A 20,700-nucleotide genomic window follows, 5' to 3' on the forward strand; every position below is an offset into this window, starting at 1 on the left:
ATCAGCCCATCACCTGCGGACCGACACCGCCAGCCTCACAGTCAGCCTTACTCGGCCGCCGCGTCGGCCCACAGTGCGTCAAAGTGCTCGAGGTACCTGCTGAACGGCCCGCCGGTCTCCCGTCGGCGAAAATGAAGCGTGACGGAGTCCTGGCCCAGTGCGCCGCCGATATGGGTGGCGACGATGGCGTCGTTGTCGAACACCCACACCGACATCCCGACATGCCGGTCGGACAGCCGGACGGCCAACGGTGTGGCCGACTTGCTGATCTCGGCTCGTGTCATGGCGATCCGCGTAGCGAGGTTGAGCGGCGTCGCCTCGATCCGGTCCCGGCTGGTGGTGACCGGGCTCGCCGGATCACCCAGCAGGAAACGTACGTCCGCGCCGGCCTGGGCTTTCGCGCCGATGGTCTCGGCGGCGTTCGGCACTTCCAGCCAGACGAAATAGCTGGTGTAGCCACCGAACAGGAGGCGGGACCGAGCCCCCTCGATCAACTCTCGGAAGAGCGTTCGGGGCAGTTCGGAGCGACGTGCGTAGACGCCCACCAACTCACGGTCGGCACCCAACTTGACCGCGCGACGCACAGCTTCAGGCCACAGCACGTCCACATCCTTACCCAGAACGCTGGCCACCCGCACACGCGAGCGCGGATGCGGCAGTCGCCCCCGGCTGACCCACCGTTCCACCGTCTTCGCATCGACATCGCACTTCTCAGCGAGCTGGCTGACCGTCAGCCCGGCAGTAGTCAGCGCCTCCCGCAGGAAGTCGTTTCTCGGCACGGGGGGGGACCTTTCCTAGACGTCCCTCGATGGTCGCATACGGGCGGTTAATTCGTCCGTCACTCGCTGCAAAGGTTCGTAGCAGAGCGACGCCGCCGGTCTGGGTGAGATCCCACCGGTCGCGTCTGCCCGAGGGGCCGCCCGGTAGGAGGGGACCGGACGGCCCCTCCTCCACAACCAACGGACATAAGGGACCGCCATGCCTGAGGAGCAGCCGAGACAGCCCACGCCCGCACCGGGCCCGCCCTTTCCACCGCCCCCACCACCCGCGCGCCCGATCGTCCCCGGGCCGATCGGACCGTTCGTCCCGCTCTACCGGGGGCCGGGCCGGATCACCTGCATCGTGCCAGGGCACCGCTGGACGGGCGGGCGGAACCGGGGTCCACAGTGAGGGGGACGGCGGTCGGGGCCGGCGACCTGCTGCACCTGACCAGGGAGGCGAGCGTGCAGTTCAGCCGGCCGATCACGGTCCGGGTCATCCGGGTGCTGACGGACTGGCACACGTACGACGGGTGGGTGTGGATCGACGCATATCAACTGGATGCCGGCGGCGACGCGGTGCGGCGGCGGACCCTGTTCCTGATGCCGGCGGGTGCCCGCCGGCCCACCCCGCAGCCGGGGCGATCCGCCGGCCGGCCGGGGGCGGCCGGGGCGCAGCGCGGGGCGGCGACTGCAGCGCGCGGCACCCGGCCAGGCGCGGCACCGGCACGCCGGTCGGCGGTGGCGCGGTGACCGCACCGCTGCCTGGTCCACACACGCCGGTACGCCCGCTCTGGCTGTGCCGGGTCGACGCGCGGCCCTGGCCGTGCGGCGAGGCGAAACTCGCGCTCCTCACGAGGTACGACGGCGACCGGCCGGGCTTGTTGATCCTGCTCTCCCGGTTGTCGGTGGAGGCGAGCACCCACCTGACGCAGCTCGACAGCGGTCGCCGAGCCGACCTGACCAACCGCTTCCTGCGCTGGGCATACCCGCCCGACGGCTGACCTTCCGCACCGGACGCACTGCACCCCGGCTACCCTGCCGGCGGCTGCCCGCTCCCCGCCTGCGGAGATCAAGATCGGAACAGGTCGGCGAGGGCGGGCGGCGCGGCCGGGGACGGCCGGGCACGACCCGAAGGGGCAGGCAGCTGATTGTGGAGATTTATTGCGCCCCTGGCGACAAGAACTCTCCACAATCAGCTCGGCGCGCTCGCCTCGATCCCCACCCACCGCATCCCGCACCGCACCGCTGCCCGCCCCGCACCGCACCGCACTGCTGCCCGCTCCGCACCACAGCGCACCGCACCGCACTGCTGCCCGCCCCGCGCCACAGCGCCTCGCACCGCACGGCGGCATCGCGCGGGCGCACCGGCCGGTCAGGGGCTCGGGCGCAGGGACAGGGGCGGGCGCAGGGGCAGGGATAGGGTGGTGGGATGGCAGTCGTGAAGATCAACGCGATCGACGTCCCGCCGGGTGCCGGCGAGGAGTTGGAGAAGCGGTTCGCCGCTCGGGCCGGCGCGGTGGAGAACTCCCCCGGTTTCCTCGGCTTCGAGCTGCTGCGCCCGGTCGCCGGGGAGAGCCGCTACTTCGTCTACACCCGGTGGGAGACGGAGGAGGCGTACCAGGCATGGGTCGCCGGGTCGTCCCGGGCCGCACATGCCGGCGAGGGCGGCGAGCAGCGGCGGCCGGTCGCCTCCGGCGCGACGCTGCTGGAGTTCGAGGTGGTCCAGCAGGTGACCGGCAAGGGCTGACCGGCGATACCGCCCACGGCGGTCGCCGGCGGGCGGCTCAGATCCAGGGCAGGACGGGGGCGGTGGCGGGAGCGGCCAGCCGGGCGAGCCAGCCGGCGATCCCGGCGGCACCCTGCATGAAGCCGGGCTCCGGCGGCAGCTGCGGCGGGGTCCTGGTGTGCTCGGTGTTCGACCAGGTGACGCCCGCCGGGGTGGACACGGTACGGGCGAGGACGTCCTCGGCGAGCGTGTCGGCCCAGGTGAGCAGGGCGGGGTCGCCGGCATCCTGGAAGCGGTCGACCAGCATCTGCCCGACCCCGGCGGTGCCACAGCAGCGGGCGAGATTGTCCCAGTACCCCGGGTAGAGCCGCTGCGGGAGACGGCTGTCGCGCAGCGCCCCCAGGCATTCCTCGACGGCCAGCCGCCAGCGGGGCTGCGGGTCGACGGCGTCGAGGAGGGCGAAGAGTCGTACCGTGCCGGTCGGGCCGTGGCACCAGCCGAAGGTGACCGCCGGACGGTCCGGGCGGGACGGAACCAGCAGCGGCAGCGCCCACCCGCCGGGGCGGCGCCCCAGGGCCAGCAGTCCGTCGGCGGCGCGCACGGCGATGTCGCGCAGATCGTCGCGACGCAGGGAGTCGCCGGCTGTGGCCAGGACGTAGGCGACGCCGGCCGTGCCGTGGGAGAAGCCGGGCATGAGGCGCTCGTCGCCCGCCCGCATCCGCCAGTGCAGCCCATCGGGCCGGTCCTCGGCCAGCCCCACCAGCCCGTCGGCCAGGACGTTGGCCGCCTGCGCCACCACCGGATCGGCATCCTCGTCGAGGGCGTCGAGGAGGGCCAGCAGGATGCCGGCGTCGCCGGAGATGACATCGGAACACCGGCCCGGGTCCACCGGACGGCGCAGCAGCCGCTCGGCCATCCGTACCGTCACCGACGCGGCGGTGTCGAGGGCCACCCGGTCGCCGGAGACCCGGCCCCAGGCGCGCAACGCGACCGCCACCCCGGCCCAGCCGCCGAACAGCCCGTCGTCGGGCATCGTCGCGGCGTCCGGCTCGTGCCGGGCAAGATGCACCAGCCGACCCCGGGCCCCGGCCGCGACCCGGCCGAGCGCCGACCCCGCTGCGGTGACGACGCCGCCGTCGGTCGTGGTGACGACGGGCCCATCGGCCGGGTGGCGGCCGGTGGCCGTGGCCTCGGCGCAGCCGAGCAGCACCCCGGCGGTCCCGGCATAGAGGTCGTCGAAGCGTTCACCCGCCTCCTGCCACCCCAGACCACCCTCGGCGGGCACCGCCACCGACTCGATCCACCTGAACGCCTGCCGCACCACGTCCGCCGTCACCGCGCCGATCCTGCCACCGCCGCCCGACGGCGTCCCCGCAATATCGGGCGCACACCCCGGCCACGACCGGTCAGGGTGGGCGGTCCCGGCCATGACCCGGTCAGGACGGGCTCGGCCCCGGTCGAGACCGGTCAGGGTTGGGCGGTCCCGGCCGTGACCCGGTCAGGCGGCGGACCCGGCCGGCGCGGCGGGGCGCGGGGTCAGGGTGAGCGGGGGTCAGGGTGAGCGGGTCTCGGCCAGCGAGGCGAAGGCGATGACGTTGTCGGCGTAGCCGGTACGCCCGCCGACCCACTGGCCACCACAGGTGATCAACCGCAGGGCCGGCGCTCCGCTGTCGCCGTAGACCCGGTCGGCAGGCAGGGCCGACTTGTCGAAGAACTCCACCGAGTCGACCCGGAACACCACCACCCGGCGGTCGTCGCGGGTCACCTCGATCCGATCACCTGGCTTCAGTTTGCGCAGGTCGTAGAAGACCGACGGCCCGTCTTTCGAGTCGACGTGGCCGACGATGATCGCCCGGCCCGGCTCGCCGGGGGTCGGACCCCGGTCGTACCAGCCGGTCTCCTGGTGCCGGTCCAGCGGCGGGACGTCGATCGACCCGTCCCGGGCCTGACCGACCGGGGCCACCGGGGCGGCCACCTTGATCGTCGGAACGGTGAGCCGGACCGGTCGGCTGGCCGGCAAGCTACCCGGCGTGGGGCTCTGCCGGGCACCCGCCGCCGGCCGCTGCGCCGTCGTGTCGGTCCGGTCCAGTGGGCCGACCGTACGACCCAGCCCGGCCCCGGTGGCGAAGACACCCAGCAGCACCAGCAGCACGGCCAGCGGCACCGACCAGGGACTGCGGGTCGACGCCGGGCCCCCGGGCGACGCCGCCGGCCCGGCGACGCCCGGCTGCGCCGTCGGCCCACCGGGCGGTGGGAACGGGCCATCACGCGGCGGGAACGCAGAGACACCCGGCGGGATCAGCCCACCGGGTGGCGGGAACGGACCGCTGCGGGGTGGCACCGGGCCGCCGGGCGACGCCTGGCCACCGGGTAGCCGGACCGGGTCGTGGTGCTGCGGGTTCGGGCCGGCGGACGGTCGGAACGGGCCGCTACGGGGGCCTGAGGGGACGGGCGGTGGGGGCATGGTCAGCTCCCGGCGACGCCACGCGGCCGGCGGGCCGCCACGATCCCGACGACGGCCCCGGCGATGGTCAGCGCCAACCCGCCGGGCACCAGCAGTCCGCCGGGCAACCCGCCGTCCGCCGCGCCGCCGAAGCCGGTGTGCGGACCGGGGCTGGGCTTGACCTTCTTGACCACCTGGAGCGCCGTCGAGGCGGTCGCCCCGTCGGGACATTCCAGCTTGATCCGGTAGTTGCCGGGCCGGACCCGGTCCCTGACCATCGGGGCGGCGGTGAGCCGTCCGTGCTGCGGCTGCACCTGGACCCGGCCGAAGGCGTCCGAGACGACTGTCGCCGGGATCGAGTTGTCGTGACAGCTCGCCTCGATGCCGACCAGGTAGCCAGGCTCGACGGTGCCCGGGGTCACCTCGACGAAGACCACGCCGGGCGGTGGTTGCGGATCTCCGCCCTGGTCCGGCGCGGGTTGCCCCGGGCCGGGGGCCGCAGCAGCGACCGCCGGGCCGACGACCGGCCCGGCGAACAGCAGGGGCGGGCCAGCGAGCAACGGCACAGCCGGCGGGACAGCCGAGACCGGGACGGCCGAGACCGGCGGAACAGCGGAGACCGGGACAGCGGAGACCGGGACGGCCGAGATGGGCGGGGCAGCGGAGGCCGGGGCGGCGTGCCAGAGCGCGGGGGCGAGGGCACCGACGGCGACCGCCAGCGCGGTGCGGTACAGCGCGATCGCCACCATGTCCCCCTCCCGGCGCCCAGGGCAGCGCCGGACGACCCGGACGCCGACCTGCCGTACGGGATGAATCGTCTCACCCCCCGACCGACGGCACATCCGATACGGCGGAACCGTCGCGTACGCTCGGGTCGCTGTGACCTCCATCGACCAGAACCCCGCCGTCCCGGTGGCCCCGTCGGCCACCCGGATCCGCACCTTCCATCCCCGTCGGGGCCGGATGAGCAGCCGGCAGACCGACGCGCTGGCCCGGCTCTGGCCGGCGTACGGGATCGAGATCGCCGACCTCGACGGGCCGGTCGATCCGGCCGGGTTCTTCGGTCGTGGTGCGCCGGTGGTGCTGGAGATCGGCTCCGGGATGGGTGACGCCACCGCGGCGATGGCCGCCGCCGACCCGGACCGGGACTACCTCGCGGTCGAGGTGCACACCCCGGGCATCGCCCACCTGCTCGACCTGGTGCAGCGGCACGGCCTGGGCAACGTCCGGGTCGCCCAGGGTGACGCGCTGGACCTGGTCCGGGCCATGCCGGAGCGCTGTCTGGACGCGGTGCACGTGTTCTTTCCCGACCCGTGGCCCAAGTCGCGGCACCACAAGCGGCGCATCATCCAGCCGGAGCACGTGGCGTTGCTGCGGTCCCGGCTGGCCGGCGGCGGGACGCTGCACTGCGCCACCGACTGGGCCGAGTACGCCGAGTCGATGCGCTCGACGCTGACCGCCGACCCGGAGCTGGTCGACGGGTACGCCGGCTACGCGCCCCGCCCCGACCACCGCCCGGTGACCAAGTTCGAACGCCGCGCGCTGACCGCCGGGCGTCCCGTCTTCGACCTGATTTACCGCCGCCGCCCCTGAGCCCGTCGGACCGCCCACCCGGCGGTACGCGGGCCGAGCAGCACCCGCAGCTCCCCGCCGCGCCGCCGGTCGGCCGGCACGTCCCGGGCGGCATCCGACCGCCGGTGACACCGTCTCCTCGGCCATCCGAAAAACCGGGCGGGCGGCGGGGACCGATCGGGGCGGGCGGGGTGGCCCGGTTGGCGGGCGGGGTGGTGGTGCGGGCACGATGGGGACGCTATGACGCTGACTGCCGCGCTGCCTCGAAGCGCCGACCCCGACACCCTCTTCGACGCGTTCGCCGGCTGGGCGTCCGAGCGTGGGCTGAACCTCTACCCCCACCAGGAGGAGGCGGTCATCGAGATCGTCTCCGGCGCCAACGTGATCATGAATACGCCGACCGGTTCGGGCAAGAGCCTGGTTGCGATCGCGGCGCACTTCACCGCCCTGGCCGACGACCGGACGAGCTTCTACACCGCCCCGATCAAGGCCCTGGTGTCGGAGAAGTTCTTCGCGCTGTGCGAGGTGTTCGGCGCGGAGAACGTCGGCATGCTCACCGGCGACGCCAGCGTCAACGCCGACGCCCCGATCATCTGCTGCACCGCCGAGATCCTGGCCAACCTGGCGCTACGCGAGGGGGCACGGGCCGACGTCGGCCAGGTGGTGATGGACGAGTTCCACTTCTATGCCGAGCCCGACCGGGGCTGGGCGTGGCAGGTGCCGATCATCGAGCTGCCGCAGGCGCAGTTCGTGCTGATGTCGGCCACCCTGGGGGACACCACCCGGTTCGTCGACGACCTGACCCGGCGTACCGGCCGGTCCACCGCCGTCGTCCGGTCGGCCGAGCGGCCGGTCCCGCTGATCTTCTCGTACGCGATGACGCCGCTGCACGAAACGCTCGAAGAGCTGCTGGAGACCAAGCAGGCCCCGGTGTACGTGGTGCACTTCACCCAGGCCGCGGCGCTGGAACGCGCCCAGGCGCTGATGAGCGTCAACGTCTGCTCCCGGGCCGAGAAGGACATGATCGCCACCGCGATCGGGAACTTCCGGTTCACTTCCGGCTTCGGCAAGACGCTGTCGAGGCTGGTGCGCCACGGCATCGGCGTGCACCACGCCGGGATGCTGCCCAAGTACCGCCGGCTCGTGGAGACCCTGGCCCAGGCCGGCCTGCTGAAGGTCATCTGCGGCACCGACACGTTGGGCGTGGGCATCAACGTGCCGATCCGCACCGTGCTGTTCACCGGCCTGAGCAAGTACGACGGGGTACGCACCCGGCTGCTCAAGGCCCGCGAGTTCCACCAGATCGCCGGTCGGGCCGGCCGGGCCGGCTTCGACACCATCGGGCGGGTCGTGGTGCAGGCCCCCGAACACGTCATCGACAACGAGAAAGCGCTGGCCAAGGCCGGCGACGACCCCAAGAAACGCCGCAAGGTGGTGAAGAAGAAACCACCGGAGGGCTCGATCGGCTGGGGCGAGCCCACCTTCCAGCGCCTGGTCGAGGCCGAGCCGGAGCCGCTCACCTCCAGCTTCCAGGTCAGCCACTCGATGCTGCTCAACGTGATCGGCCGGCCGGGTGACGCGTTCGCCTCGATGCGGCATCTGCTCACCGACAACCACGAGGACGCCGCCGCCCAGCGCCGGCACATCCGTCGGGCGATCGCCATCTACCGGGCGTTGCGTGCCGGTGGGGTGGTCGAGCAGCTCGACACGCCCGACGAGACCGGCCGGCGGGTCCGGCTCACCGTCGACCTCCAGCTCGACTTCGCGCTCAACCAGCCGCTGTCGCCGCTGGCGCTGGCCGCCATCGAACTGCTCGACGTCGAATCCCCGTCGTACGCCCTGGACGTGTTGAGCGTGATCGAGTCGATCCTCGACGACCCACGCCAGGTGCTCTCCGCGCAGCAGTTCAAGGCGCGCGGCGAGGCGGTCGCCGCGATGAAGGCCGACGGCATCGAGTACGAGGCCCGCATGGAGCTGCTCGACGAGGTGACCTGGCCGAAGCCGCTGGCGGAGCTGCTGCACGCCGCGTACGAGATGTACCGGCAGGGGCACCCCTGGGTGGCCGACCACCAGCTCTCCCCCAAGTCCGTCGTGCGGGACATGTACGAACGCGCGATGACCTTCGGCGAGTACGTGCAGTTCTACGGGCTGACCCGCTCCGAGGGTCTCGTCCTGCGCTACCTCGCCGACGCGTACAAGACGCTGCGGCAGACCGTCCCCGAGGACGCCAAGACCGAGGAGCTGATCGACCTCATCGAGTGGCTGGGCGAGCTGGTCCGCCAGGTCGACTCCAGCCTGATCGACGAGTGGGAGCGGCTGCGCAACCCCTCCGACGTCGCCGACGCCGCCCTGGCGCACGCGTCGCTTGAGGAGCGGGTGCCGGCGGTCACCCGCAACGCCCGCGCCTTCCGGGTGCTGGTGCGCAACGCGTTGTTCCGCCGGGTCGAGCTGGCCGCCCTGCGCCGCTGGTGGGACCTGGGCGAGCTGGACGGCGCATCGGGCTGGGACGCCGACGCCTGGGCGGAGGCGCTGGAGCCGTACTTCGAGGCGTACGACGGGATCGGGGTGGGGCCGGACGCGCGCGGCCCGGCGCTGCTCATGATCGAGCAGGGGCGGGAGAAGTGGGCCGTCCGGCAGATCCTGGACGACCCGGAGGGCGACCACGACTGGGGGATCAGCGCCGAGGTCGACCTGGCCGCCTCGGACGAGGTGGGGGCCGCCGTGGTCCGGGTGACGGACGTCGGGCAGCTCTAGCGCGGCGACGAGGCGGCGGCATCACCTGGTGGTGACACCGCCACCCCGCCCACGTGCGTCCGCACCGCCAGGCGGACCCGTCGGTCAGGACCCGGCGGGTTCCTCGGCCGGTCCCGCCGCCGTGGCGGCGTGCAGACCGTGCGCCGCGAGATCGTCGGCCACGGCCAGCCCGAGCCGCACACCGCCGACGTTGGGGCCGAGATCGATCCGGTCCTCGTCGTCCACGGCGAACGCGTCGAACACCCAGTGCACCCCGAGGTAGACCCGGCTACGACCGTTCTCCTCGATCATCTGCCACAGCCCACCGGGGAACCGGCGTGCCAGGCGTGGACGTACCGTGCCGGTGTTGTCCACGCTGACGCCGTTCAGTTCGTCGGACACGAACTCCAGCCCGTCGGCGAGGTCGTCCGGGCCGTGGCCGCCCCGGCCATAGAACTGGCGCACCGTCTGCAGTGCCGCCGCGCCGAACGTCGCGTGACCCGACGGGTAGGCGGGGAAGTTCGGGGTGCGGTTCTTCTGCCCGACGTTGTTGGTGTTCGGCGCACCCGACGGCAGCCACCCGATGTCGGTGTCCGGGTCCAGTTCCGTACCGCCCTGTCCGGTCGGCCCCAGCGCACTGTCGTGCTCCCGGATCCCGACCACCGGACGCCACAGGTCGTGGCGGTACTTCTCGGTCCAGCAGAGAATCCCGCCGTCCGCCATCGCGGTGTTGACCAGTGCGAACAGTCTGGCGTTGGCAGCCGGGTCGTTGTCCCGCGCCCGGGCGACCCGCCGGACGATCTGGTTGAACAGCCGTGGTGGCGTGCCGAGGCCCTTGGCAGCGTCGTAGGCCCAGAACAGCCCGATGCCGGTTTCGGTGGGCGTCCGCTGCGGGAACCGGTCGGGCAGCGTACCGGTGAGATGCGCGGCGATGCCCTTGCCGCGGACCTGCCGCAGGGCCCGCCGGTAGGCCCGGTCGCCGGGACGCGGCGGGCCGTCCAGACCGTGGCGGACGCCGACCGCGAAGCAGGCTGAGCGGGCACCGTGGAAGGGCGCGTAGAAACCCTGCCCGGGGCTGTCCGGGTCCTCCCGGTGGTGTTCCGGGGCGAGCGAGGGCACGTAGCCCTCGTCGCCGTGACCAGGGTCGCCCCGGCGCAGCGCCAGCAGTTCCCCGGCCACCCGCCGCCCGTAGTCGTGGCTCTCGGCGGCGTGTTTGCCGTCGACCAGCCCGGCCGCGAGGTGCCGCGCCGCGAAGTGGTCCCGCTGCGCCGGGTAGAGCGCGCTCAGCGTCGTCCGGGCCGCGCCCGCGACGGCGGCGGCCACGTCGCCCCCGGTCGGCGGCGTCGGCAGCCGGTTGCCGAGGTACGGCTCCTGCCCGCCGACGATGCCGAAGAACGCGTCGTGCATGGCGAGGTGGGTGATGGCCAGCGCCCGCGAACTGCCGAGCGGGCCCCGCGCCCCCGCCTCGGTGGGATCACCCGTCGTGTGGGTGACCCGGTCCGCTTCCAGAGCGACCTCGTTCCAGTACATGATTGGGTCCACGATGCTCCCCCGAGGTGTGGTGGACAGACATTTTCTCGACACCCGTACCGCATTTCGGTGGGCGGCCAGAATTTGACGCGCATTGTGGAGACAATGCCGTTGGGTGCAATTCTCGCCGGATCTGAGCTGCGGCGACGCCGGCGATTCGACGCCCCGATCCTGGATGGATGTCGACAATCAATGGTTGCCACCGGCAGCACGACGGGTCAAGCGAAAGCACTGAAATTGTGGGCGACTGTCGGGAGTGGGCATTCGAGAAAACGGTGCAACGGAACCGGGCACGTACGTTGTGCCAGGTGACAGCCCCGCCCGGGGGTCGACCACACGGGGCTGGGCCATGCGCCCCCACTCCGGGGCTTCCGGTCGGCGCGGAGCAGCCCTCCCGGCCGCGTCAGCCCGCGCACGGCCGGAGCCCGGGCGCGGTCGAAGCCCAGGCGCGGTCGAAGCCCGGGCGCGACAGTCCGGTGCGGCGCGACCAGGGGTGACGTGGAGGGCGGGAAGAAGAGCCTGCACGGCGGGAGAGGAACCCGCTCCGAACCCTGGGAGATGTCACCCCCGTCGATTAGAATGTATGTACTAATCGAGTTCCTGACCTGGGAGGACGCTCGTGACCGCGCCCGTCAACGCCCCCCTCACGCCGTACGCCACCCTCCTCGGCTTCACCCGGTACGTCGACCGCACCGGGCCCACCAAGGCAAGCTTCGTCGGCGGGCTGCGCAAGCAGCGAGCCAGCCGGCACGGCTTCAACCCGCACGGCCAGTTCGTCAAGGCGCTCAAGGCCGACATCGCCTTCCACACCGGCGGCACCCACCTGGCCGGCGTGGCCGACGTGGTCAAGCCGCGCTGGCGTCCGCTCTACCAGGCACTGGTGCCCGGCGCGACGGCCTGGCTGGAGTCGCTGGGCGAGCCGGCCGGCATCGACCTGGCGCAGACCCGCGACGCCCTCGCGATGCTCGGCGACCTACCCGTCAAGATCAACCCCCACTTCGGCATCCGGTACGCCGACGGTCACGCCGAGGCGGTCCGGCTGCACTTCGACGAGACCCCGCCGAGCGAGGAGGCGGCGTTGGCCACCCTGCACCTGATGGCCCGGCACATGGACGCGGTGCTACCGCACGCCGAGCCGGTCCTGGTCGACGTGCGGCGGGGGGTGGCGCACCGGACGCCCGAGCACGTCAAGTCGGCACAGGTGGAGCAGTGGTTGGCCGGCGAGGCCGCCGCCTTCCGCGCCATCTGGTCCACCGCCGCCTGACCCCGGGCAACGACCGGTCCGGGAGGAGCAGAGCCCGCCCGGACCGGCCAGCGCCCACCGGCAGCCCACCGACCCACCGCGACCACCCTCCCCCGGCCCCCCAGCAGCGCACCCCCCAGCAGCGCACCCCCCAGCAGCGCACCCCCCAGCAGCGCACCCCCCAGCAGCGCACCCCCCAGCAGCGCACCCCCCAGCAGCGCACCCCCCAGCAGCGCACCCCCCAGCAGCGTCCGAGCCTCGACGAGGCTCGGACGCTGCTGGCTTTCACCACCCCACCCATCCCGCCGCGTGGACGTCCCCGGGACTCGACACCACGGGGACCGGCGTAGCGAGGCCGAGGATGCGGATCCCCACGGCGCAAGATCGTGCTCGAACCAGGATGTAGTGGCCTCCCCGCCGTGGGAGGCCACTACATCCTGGTTGCAGCGTGATCTTCAGCCACTCGGGCCAGCTGCCTCTCGCAGCAAAGACGTCATCCGTCACCTCGGGGTTATCCACAGGGAGTACGGGCGAAGGGGCACCACGGCAGAGGCGGCGACGAAGTTATCCACAGGGGACAGACTGGGAGGCGACGCGCCGGCAAGGTGGGGGTATGCCGAAGGCTCCCCGTCGCCCGCCGCAGTTGCGGGGGCGCATCTTCCGTGGATCGGTGGCCGTGTCGCGCGGGCTGCTCACCCGCAACGACCTGCGCAGCTCCGCCTGGCGACCGCTGTTTCGGGACGTCTACGCCGACGCCCAGCTCAGGGTCACTCACCGCCACCGGTGTACGGCTGCGGCCCGCTGGCTGCTGCCGTCCGGTGCCGCCATCGCCGGCCGCTCCGCCGCAGTCCTGCTCGGTGTCACCGGCGTGCCCGCCGACGAACCGATCGATGTGCTCGTACACCACAGGCGTCTGGTCGGGGGCGGACAGCCAGCGGCCGGGCAGCGACGCGGACCGGCAGTCGGCCTACGGGTGCACCACGGTGATCTCGCGCCCGAAGACGTGATCGACCAGGCCGGGGTACCGGTGACCTCGGCAGAACGTACCTGCTGGGACCTGGCCCGGTGGTGCGATGTGGTGGAGGCTGTCGTCGTCATCGACGCGCTGTTGGCCGGCCGCGTCACCGAGATCCCCACCCTGCGGGATTATGCCCTCGCGCGGGCCGGGCAACGCGGGTGGCGAGCCCTGCTCCGCGCCGTCGACCTGGCCGATCCGGGGGCCGGGTCGCCGCAGGAGTCACGGACGAGGGTCCGCCTGGTGCTGGCCGGCCTGCCTCGACCCGAGACCCAGTGGGTCGTCACGGCCGACGGTCGGTTCGTTGCCCGGCTTGATCTCGCCTGGCCACAGTTCAAGGTCGCCGTCGAGTACGACGGGCTGTGGCACAACGATGCCGACCAGTTCCACCGGGACCGGCGTCGACTGAACCAACTGCTCGGCGGGGAGTGGATCGTGCTGCACCTGACCGCCCGGCGGCTCCGCGAGGACTTTCCCGGCTTCCTCGCCGAGGTACGCGCCGCACTACACCGTCGCGGGCACCGCTCCCGGGCCTGATCTCCCACCACGCCCCGTCCCCCCACCACCCCACTCCCCATACGGCCGCTCTCCGCCTCACCCCACACCCCCACACGGCCGACCGCCCCACACCGCCGCCCTTCACCACACCCCCGCCCCACACCGCAGCCCCCACCAAACTGCCGCCTCCTCCCTCCACACGGCGCCGTTCGCCGCCCCGCCGCATTCCATTCGCGGCTGCCTACCCAGCCCCGTGGTGGACCAGAACAACGACATGCGCAAGATCGCGGCGTGGGCGGCGATCGCGTCGTTGACCCAGCATTTCGCTGGCGCGATGCGCCACCCCGCCGCGCCCGCACCCACTCGCTGGCGCACCCACCCGTGCCCTCGCGCCCGGCCCATGCCCCGGCATCCCCGCCCGCCCCTGCGTGCCACGGTGCCCGTGCCTCCCGCGACGGTCGGAAGATCATGCACGAACATGGAAGTAGTGGCCTTCACCGACAAGAAAGCCACTACTTCGTGGATCGAGCGTGATCTTGCTTGAGCCCCAGGACCCGTGGAGAACTCCCGGCGGTCGGAAAGACGCACCCGGTGCCGGGGAAGGGGCCCAGGTGCCAGGGAAGGGGCCACGGTGCCGAGCAAGGGCCCCCAGGGTTCGGGGCAGGGCCCCCTGGTGCCAAGGAAGGAGACCCGGGTGTCGGGGGGAGACCCGGGTCCGGGGAGGAGACCCGGGTCCGGGGAGGAGACCCGTCCTACTTCGGAGGGCGGGCGAGGTGGATCAGTCCGTCAGGTGCTGGCCAGAGCATCGAGGATCTTGTTGGCGATGCCGACGCGGATCTTCCAGACATCGCCGGAGACATCATGCGCCACGCTTGCCCTGACGGATCGAGGCCCCGACGTCGACACCGAGAACCCACGGTTCGACACCAAGGAGCGACCCACGGGTAGCTACCAGAGGAACACGCGCCAGCCGAGAAGACCGCGCAGGAACGCCGCCACCTAGTCCAGCGACACCAAGAATCGGCCCACGGGTTGACGCCGAGGATCGAGGAGTAGAGAACAGGGGCTCCACACCGAGAAGCCGGGACCGGGAGGGAGCGGGGCTCGACGCCGGGTCAGTCCTCCGAGGCGGGCCGGCTGGCCGGGACCGTCGGCATCGGCCACTGCCCGGTCCGCACGATCGCCGACGCGTCCAGCTGCTGGTCGGCCCAGACGTAGCTGTCCGGCAGCAGGTCGGTCACCGGCAGTTTCCGCAGTGCGTCGATCGGCCCGACGATGACCTGGATGCCCGGGTGGTAGTCGAGCAGTACCTGCCGGCACCGTCCGCACGGCGGGAGCACCCCGCGCCCCCGGTCGCCCACGGCGACGATGGTCTCCAGTTCCGTCTCCCCCTGGGTGGCGGCGGCGCCGAGGGCCACCAGCTCGGCGCAGGGGCCGCCGGTGAAGTGGGCGAGGTTCACCCCGGTGAACACCCGGCCGTCGGCGGTCCGGGCGGCCGCCGCGACGGAGTGGTTGTCGCTGCGGCAGCGCAGCTTGGCGACCGCAGTGGCCGCCTGGACCAGTGCGCGGTCGGTGTCCAGCATCGTCGTCGTCATCCGGCAGCCCCCCGTGTCGCGTCGTCCGGCGGTCAGCGTAGCCCGGCGACGGCCGGTTTCCCGGGCAGCGCTCCGACGGACGCGACGACACCTAGACCGCTCGGCCCGCAGCACCGTGACCTGCGTCTCGACCCCCTCGGCCCGCAACGCCATGACCCGCCCGCACCCGTCGTCGCACAGACACCATGACCTGCCCGGACCGGAGACACCCTGACGGTGGACGCCGCGTCGCGCCCGAAAGCCGCTACCCGGGGCCGCCCCGCAACAGACCGCACGGCGGATGCCGCCCGGGAGGCGCAACCCGGGACGGCCCCGCAACAAACCGCCACCGGGACCACACCCACACGGCGGACACCGCCCGGGAGGCGCTACCCCCGGGCCGCCCCCGCAACAGACCGCCGCCCGGAACACACCCACACGGCGGACACCGCCCGAAAGCCGCTACCCCCGGGCCGCCCCGCACAGACCGCCACCCGGACCACACCCACACGTCGGAGGCGGCGCCGTAGCCCGGGAGGCGTAACCCGGGGGCGGTCCGGCGGCGGGCTGCCTATCCTTGGCGACGACATGCAGAATCCAACCGCCTCCGGCCCCGCCGCGCCCGCCGATGCCGTGTCCGCCCGTGAGCTGCACCGCCGTCTCACCCCGCTGATGTTCCGCGACCAGCGCCGCCTCCAGCGGCGGCTGGAGGGGGTACGCAAGCTGCGTGACCCGCAGCGGCGCGACGAGGCGCTGATCGAGATCGCCGGCGAGGTGTCCCGGGCGGAGGCCCGGCTGGCCACCCGGCGGGCCGCCGTGCCGAGCATCACCTATCCGGCGCAGTTGCCGGTCAGCGAGCGGCGCGACGACATCGCCGCCGCGATCCGTGACCACCAGGTGGTGATCGTTGCCGGGGAGACCGGCTCCGGCAAGACCACCCAGCTGCCCAAGATCTGCCTGGAGTTGGGGCGTGGGATCACCGGGCTGATCGGGCACACCCAGCCCCGCCGGTTGGCCGCCCGGACGGTCGCCGACCGGATCGCCGAGGAACTCGGCACCGAACTGGGGGACGTGGTCGGCTACAAGGTGCGTTTCACCGACCAGGTGAGCGACCGCAGCCTGGTCAAGCTGATGACCGACGGCATCCTGCTGGCCGAGTTGCAGACCGACCGGATGCTGCGCCAGTACGACACCCTGATCATCGACGAGGCGCACGAGCGCAGCCTCAACATCGACTTCATCCTCGGCTACCTGCGGCAGCTGCTCCCCCAGCGTCCCGACCTCAAGGTGGTCATCACCTCGGCGACGATCGAGACCGCCCGGTTCGCCGAGCACTTCGCCGACGCCGACGGCCGGCCCGCGCCGATCGTCGAGGTGTCCGGGCGGACGTACCCGGTGGAGGTGCGCTACCGGCCGTTGGTGGAGGTCGCCGAGGGCGACGAGGACGGGGCCGACGACGAGGAGAACGTCCGCGACCAGATCCAGGCGATCGGCGACGCGGTGCAGGAGCTGGCCGCCGAGGGGCCGGGCGACATCCTGGTCTTCCTCAGTGGGGAGCGGGAGATCCGGGACACCGCCGAGGCGCTGGGCAAGCTGACCCAGTCGAAACGCTCGCTGCTGGGCACCGAGATCCTGCCGCTGTACGCCCGGCTGTCGGCGGCCGAGCAGCACCGGGTCTTCGCCGCCCACCCCGGTCGCCGGGTGGTGCTCGCCACGAACGTCGCGGAGACCTCGCTGACCGTGCCCGGCATCAAGTACGTGGTGGACCCGGGTTCGGCCCGGATCTCCCGCTACTCCAGCCGGTTGAAGGTCCAGCGGCTGCCCATCGAGCCGGTTTCCCAGGCGTCGGCCAACCAGCGTAAGGGCCGCTGCGGCCGGACCTCCGACGGTATCTGCATCCGGCTCTACGACGAGCAGGACTTCGCCTCCCGGCCGGAGTTCACCGACCCGGAGATCCTGCGCACCAACCTGGCCTCGGTGATCCTCCAGATGACCGCGATCGGCCTCGGTGACCTCGCCGCGTTCCCGTTCATCGACCCGCCGGACCGGCGCAACGTCACCGACGGGGTCAACCTGCTGCACGAGCTGGGCGCGTTGGACCCGACCGAGGCCGACCCGGCCAAGCGGCTCACCCCGTTGGGCCGGCGGCTGGCCCAGCTCCCGGTCGACCCCCGGCTGGCCCGGATGGTGATCGAGGGCGAGCGTAACGGCTGCGCCACCGAGGTGCTGGTGATCGCCGCCGCGCTGTCGATCCAGGACCCGCGGGAGCGGCCGGCGAAGAAGCAGGCCCAGGCCGACCAGGCGCACGCCCGGTTCGCCGACAAGGAATCCGACTTCGTGTCGTTCCTCAACCTGTGGCGTTACCTGCGGGAGCAGCAGCGGGAGCTGTCGTCGAGCGCGTTCCGCCGGATGTGTCGGGCGGAGTACCTCAACTACCTGCGGGTACGCGAGTGGCAGGACATCGTGGCCCAGTTGCGCCAGGTGCTGCGTACCCCGGAACAGGGTGACGGGCGGCGGGGGCGGCGGGGCGCGACGCAGGCCCCGGCCGACGGGGGCCGGCGCGGTCCGGCCGCCGACCTGCCGGAGGAGATCGACACCCCGAAGGTGCACCAGTCGCTGCTGCCCGGCCTGCTGTCGCACATCGGGCTCAAGGACGCCCAGAAGCACGAGTACCTGGGCGCGCGGGGGGCGAAGTTCGCGGTCTTCCCCGGCTCGGCGCTGTTCAAGAAGCCGCCGCGCTGGGTGATGGCCGCCGAGCTGGTGGAGACCTCCCGGCTGTGGGGCCGGGTCGCCGGGCGGGTCGAGCCGGAGTGGGTGGAGCCGCTGGCCCAGCACCTGGTCAAGCGCAGCTACAGCGAGCCGCACTGGGAGAAGAAGCAGGCCGCCGTGATGGCCTACGAGAAGGTCACCCTGTACGGCGTCCCGCTGGTCACCTCCCGCAAGATCAACTTCGGGCGGATCGATCCGGCGCTGAGCCGGGAGCTGTTCATCAGGCACGCCCTGGTCGAGGGGGACTGGCAGACCCACCACCCGTTCTGGCGGGACAACGAGAAGCTCCGCACCGAGATCGAGGAGCTGGAGAACCGGGCCCGCCGCCGGGACATCCTGGTCGACGACGAGAGCATCTTCGCCTTCTACGACCAGCGCATCCCCGCCGACGTGGTCTCCGGGCGACACTTCGACGCCTGGTGGAAGAAGGCCCGGCACGAGCAACCCGACCTGCTCACCCTCACCCGGGAGGTGCTGGTCAACGCCGGGCGTGGCGGGGTCGACGAGGCCGACTTCCCGGACGAGTGGCGGGCCGACGGGGTGACCCTGCCGCTGACGTACACGTTCGACCCGACCGCGCCCACCGACGGCGTCACCGTCGACATCCCGCTGCCGCTGCTCAACCAGGTGCCGGCGGAGAGTTTCGACTGGCAGGTGCCGGGGCTGCGCGAGGAGCTGGTGATCGCGTTGATCCGGTCGCTGCCCAAGCCGATCCGGCGCAACTTCGTCCCGGTGCCGGACCACGCCCGCGCGGCGCTGGCCGCGATCACCCCCGGTGCGGAGCCGCTGCTGGACGCGCTCAGCCGGCAGCTGCGCCGGATGACCGGGGTGACCGTCCCCCGGGAGGCGTGGGAGCCGGCGAAGCTGCCGCCGCACCTGCGGGTGACGTTCCGGGTGATCGGTGACGCCGACAAGCCGGTCGCCGAGGGCAAGGACCTGCCGGCCCTGCAACGCCAGCTCCGCCAGGAGGTACGCCAGGTGGTGGCCGCCGCCGCACCGGAGGTGGCCCGGACCGGGCTGACCGGGTGGACCATCGGCACCCTGCCGCGCACCATCGAGCAGGTCCGGGCCGGCTACGCGGTGACCGCCTATCCGGCGCTGGTCGACGAGGGTACGACGGTCGGGGTGAAGGTCTTCGACTCCGAGGCGGAGCAGGCCGCCGCACACTGGGCGGGCACCCGGCGGTTGTTGCGGCTGACCGTGCCGTCACCGGCGCAGTTCCTGCAGGGGCGGCTGAGCAACGAGGCGAAGCTGGCGTTGAGCCGCAACCCGCACGGCGGGGTGCAGCAGCTCATCGCCGACGCCGCCGGGGCCGCCATCGACAAGCTGATCGCCGACGCGGGCGGGCCGGCCTGGGACGCCGACGGCTTCGCCGCCCTGCGCGACCGGGTCCGCGCCGACCTGGTCGACACGGTGGTGGAGGTGATGGGCCGGGTCCGTCAGGTGCTCGCCGCCGCGTACGCGGTGGAGCAGCGGCTCGGCGCGACCCGCAACCTGGCCGTGGTGGCCGCCCTGGCCGACCTGCGCCAGCAGCTCACCGGCCTGGTGCACGACGGTTTCGTCACCGAGACCGGCTACGCGCGCCTGCCCGACCTGCTGCGCTACCTGACCGCGATGGAACGCCGGCTGGACCGGCTGACCGCCAACCCGCAGCGGGACAAGTCCCAGCAGGACCGGATCGCCACGGTGCAGAAGGAGTACCGGGACCTGGTGGCCGGGCTGCCCCCGGCCCGCCGCGCCTCGGCCCCGGTGCGGCAGATCCGCTGGATGATCGAGGAGTTGCGGGTGAACGTCTTCGCGCAGGCCCTCGGCACCCCCTATCCGGTCTCCGAGCAGCGCATCTACCGCGCGATGGACGACGCCGAGGGGCGCTGATCAGGGCAGCGGTTCCACGCCGGGCGGCAGGTCGCTGGTGCTGGTGGCCGCGTGCACGTAGTCGAGCAGGATGCGGCGCAGCTCCCGCCCGGCGTGGGTGGGCACCACGTCGCGGCGGCGGGCCACCGCGATGGTCCGGCGCACCCCGGGCGGGGCGAGCCGGGTGACCCGGATGCCGGGGCGGCGGCTGACCACGATGCCCGGCACCAGGGCGATGCCCAGGCCGGCCTCGACGAAGCTGAGCACGGCGTCCATCTCGCCGCCGTCGACCGAGAAGGTGGGCTCGAAGCCGGCCTCCCGGCACGCCTGGATGGTGGCGTCGCGCAGGTCGTAGCCCTCGCGGAACATCACCAGCGGTTGGTCGCGCAGGTCGGTGATCCGCAACTCGCCGCTGACCAGGGCGGCGGGCAGCGGCTCCACCGAGGCGATCACCAGGCTCTCCCGCAGGATCGGGTCGACCCGCAGCCCGGGGTCGGCCCCCTGCGCGGGCATGATGATCAGGGCGAGGTCGAGGTCGCCGCGCAGCAGGTCGCGGACCAGGTCCTGCGAGCCGCCCTCCTCGACCCGCAGGTCGACGGCGGGGTGGGCGTCGCGGAACCGGCGCAGCACCGGTGGGGCGAGCGAGGTGGCCAGGCTGGGGGTGGCCCCGAGCCGGACCCGGCCCCGGCGCAGGCCGACCAGTTCCTGCACCTCCCGGGTGGCGGTGTCGACGTCGGCGAGGATGCGCTTGGCCAACGGCAGCAGCACCTCACCGGCGGCGGTGAGGGCGATGTTGCCGCGTACCCGCTCGAACAGGGGGGCGCCGAGGGCGGTCTCCAGAGCGTGAACTTGCTTACTCAACGACGGCTGGGTTATGCCGACGAGGTCGGCGGCTTGGGTGAAATGTCGTACTTCAGCCACTGCGACGAAGTACCTCAGCTGATGGAGCTGCATCTTCATAGCTTATGGCTATCGAGACTGC

At 72.7% G+C, this 20,700-nt stretch carries 15 protein-coding genes and 1 pseudogene; 8 read left to right on the forward strand and 8 right to left on the reverse strand.

The features are described from left to right. Positions 1-47 precede the first annotated feature (47 nt). Positions 48-779, reverse strand: coding sequence for a helix-turn-helix domain-containing protein (locus JQN83_RS21695; RefSeq protein WP_307799539.1), 732 nt, complete (start codon positions 777-779; stop codon positions 48-50). A 387-nt stretch (positions 780-1,166) separates the two neighbouring features. Between JQN83_RS21695 and JQN83_RS33240 the strand changes: the two genes are divergently transcribed. From JQN83_RS33240 to JQN83_RS21710, 3 genes are all read left to right on the forward strand, one after another. Then, positions 1,167-1,511 carry a hypothetical protein gene (locus tag JQN83_RS33240; protein ID WP_307799541.1) on the forward strand — a complete coding sequence of 115 codons (345 nt, stop codon included), beginning with the start codon at positions 1,167-1,169 and terminating at the stop codon, positions 1,509-1,511. Continuing rightward, positions 1,508-1,762, forward strand: coding sequence for a flavin reductase (locus JQN83_RS21705; protein WP_307799542.1), 255 nt, complete (start codon positions 1,508-1,510; stop codon positions 1,760-1,762). The genes JQN83_RS33240 and JQN83_RS21705 overlap by 4 nt, the downstream gene beginning before the upstream one ends. Before the next feature lie 428 nt (positions 1,763-2,190). After that, on the forward strand, positions 2,191-2,508 hold the full coding sequence (locus JQN83_RS21710; RefSeq protein ID WP_208568977.1) for an antibiotic biosynthesis monooxygenase family protein: 318 nt from the start codon (positions 2,191-2,193) through the stop codon (positions 2,506-2,508). A 37-nt stretch (positions 2,509-2,545) separates the two neighbouring features. Here JQN83_RS21710 and JQN83_RS21715 read toward each other — a convergent pair whose 3' ends face one another. From JQN83_RS21715 to JQN83_RS21725, 3 genes are all read right to left on the reverse strand, one after another. After that, positions 2,546-3,823 carry a lanthionine synthetase LanC family protein gene (locus tag JQN83_RS21715; protein ID WP_208568978.1) on the reverse strand — a complete coding sequence of 426 codons (1,278 nt, stop codon included), beginning with the start codon at positions 3,821-3,823 and terminating at the stop codon, positions 2,546-2,548. Positions 3,824-4,039: 216 nt separating this feature from the next. Further along, positions 4,040-4,651 (reverse strand): class F sortase, encoded by a 612-nt coding sequence (locus tag JQN83_RS21720; protein ID WP_307799545.1) that lies wholly within the window; start codon positions 4,649-4,651, stop codon positions 4,040-4,042. Between the two features lie 302 nt (positions 4,652-4,953). Next, a complete protein-coding gene (locus JQN83_RS21725; protein ID WP_443674019.1) occupies positions 4,954-5,496 on the reverse strand; it encodes a hypothetical protein in 543 nt (180 codons plus the stop codon). Positions 5,497-5,893: 397 nt separating this feature from the next. Here JQN83_RS21725 and trmB point away from each other — a divergent pair, with 397 nt between their 5' ends. Beyond that, positions 5,894-6,523: a tRNA (guanosine(46)-N7)-methyltransferase TrmB gene (gene trmB, locus JQN83_RS21730; protein ID WP_244252956.1), complete on the forward strand. Its 630-nt coding sequence runs from the start codon at positions 5,894-5,896 to the stop codon at positions 6,521-6,523. A gap of 17 nt (positions 6,524-6,540) precedes the next feature. On the opposite strand, the pseudogene JQN83_RS21735 reads toward trmB, so the two are convergent. Beyond that, positions 6,541-6,603, reverse strand: a pseudogene (locus JQN83_RS21735) (cupin domain-containing protein); the annotation flags it as partial. Positions 6,604-6,742: 139 nt separating this feature from the next. On the opposite strand from JQN83_RS21735, the gene JQN83_RS21740 reads away from it, so the two are divergent. Beyond that, a complete protein-coding gene (locus JQN83_RS21740) occupies positions 6,743-9,256 on the forward strand; it encodes a DEAD/DEAH box helicase (RefSeq protein WP_208568981.1) in 2,514 nt (837 codons plus the stop codon). Between the two features lie 84 nt (positions 9,257-9,340). Here JQN83_RS21740 and JQN83_RS21745 read toward each other — a convergent pair whose 3' ends face one another. Further along, entirely contained in the window at positions 9,341-10,777 is a 1,437-nt protein-coding gene (locus JQN83_RS21745) for a vanadium-dependent haloperoxidase (protein ID WP_208568982.1), read from the reverse strand. A gap of 607 nt (positions 10,778-11,384) precedes the next feature. Here JQN83_RS21745 and JQN83_RS21750 point away from each other — a divergent pair. Then, complete coding sequence (locus JQN83_RS21750) at positions 11,385-12,029, forward strand: hypothetical protein (protein ID WP_208568983.1); 645 nt, start codon at positions 11,385-11,387, stop codon at positions 12,027-12,029. 592 nt (positions 12,030-12,621) lie between these two features. Then, a complete protein-coding gene (locus tag JQN83_RS21755; protein WP_208568984.1) occupies positions 12,622-13,560 on the forward strand; it encodes an endonuclease domain-containing protein in 939 nt (312 codons plus the stop codon). Between the two features lie 1,076 nt (positions 13,561-14,636). Here the strand turns inward: JQN83_RS21755 and JQN83_RS21760 are convergent. Then, the gene (locus JQN83_RS21760; RefSeq protein ID WP_208568985.1) at positions 14,637-15,116 is read right to left on the reverse strand and encodes a cytidine deaminase family protein; all 480 of its coding nucleotides are present in this window, start codon (positions 15,114-15,116) and stop codon (positions 14,637-14,639) included. 567 nt (positions 15,117-15,683) lie between these two features. On the opposite strand from JQN83_RS21760, the gene hrpA reads away from it, so the two are divergent. After that, positions 15,684-19,739, forward strand: a complete 4,056-nt coding sequence (hrpA, locus tag JQN83_RS21765) for an ATP-dependent RNA helicase HrpA (protein WP_208568986.1) — start codon at positions 15,684-15,686, stop codon at positions 19,737-19,739. Here the strand turns inward: hrpA and JQN83_RS21770 are convergent, their stop codons facing one another. Beyond that, entirely contained in the window at positions 19,740-20,678 is a 939-nt protein-coding gene (locus JQN83_RS21770) for a LysR family transcriptional regulator (protein ID WP_208568987.1), read from the reverse strand. It lies immediately after the preceding gene. Positions 20,679-20,700: the final 22 nt, after the last annotated feature.

This window comes from Micromonospora antibiotica, from assembly GCF_017599305.1.
GTDB lineage: Bacteria > Actinomycetota > Actinomycetes > Mycobacteriales > Micromonosporaceae > Micromonospora > Micromonospora antibiotica.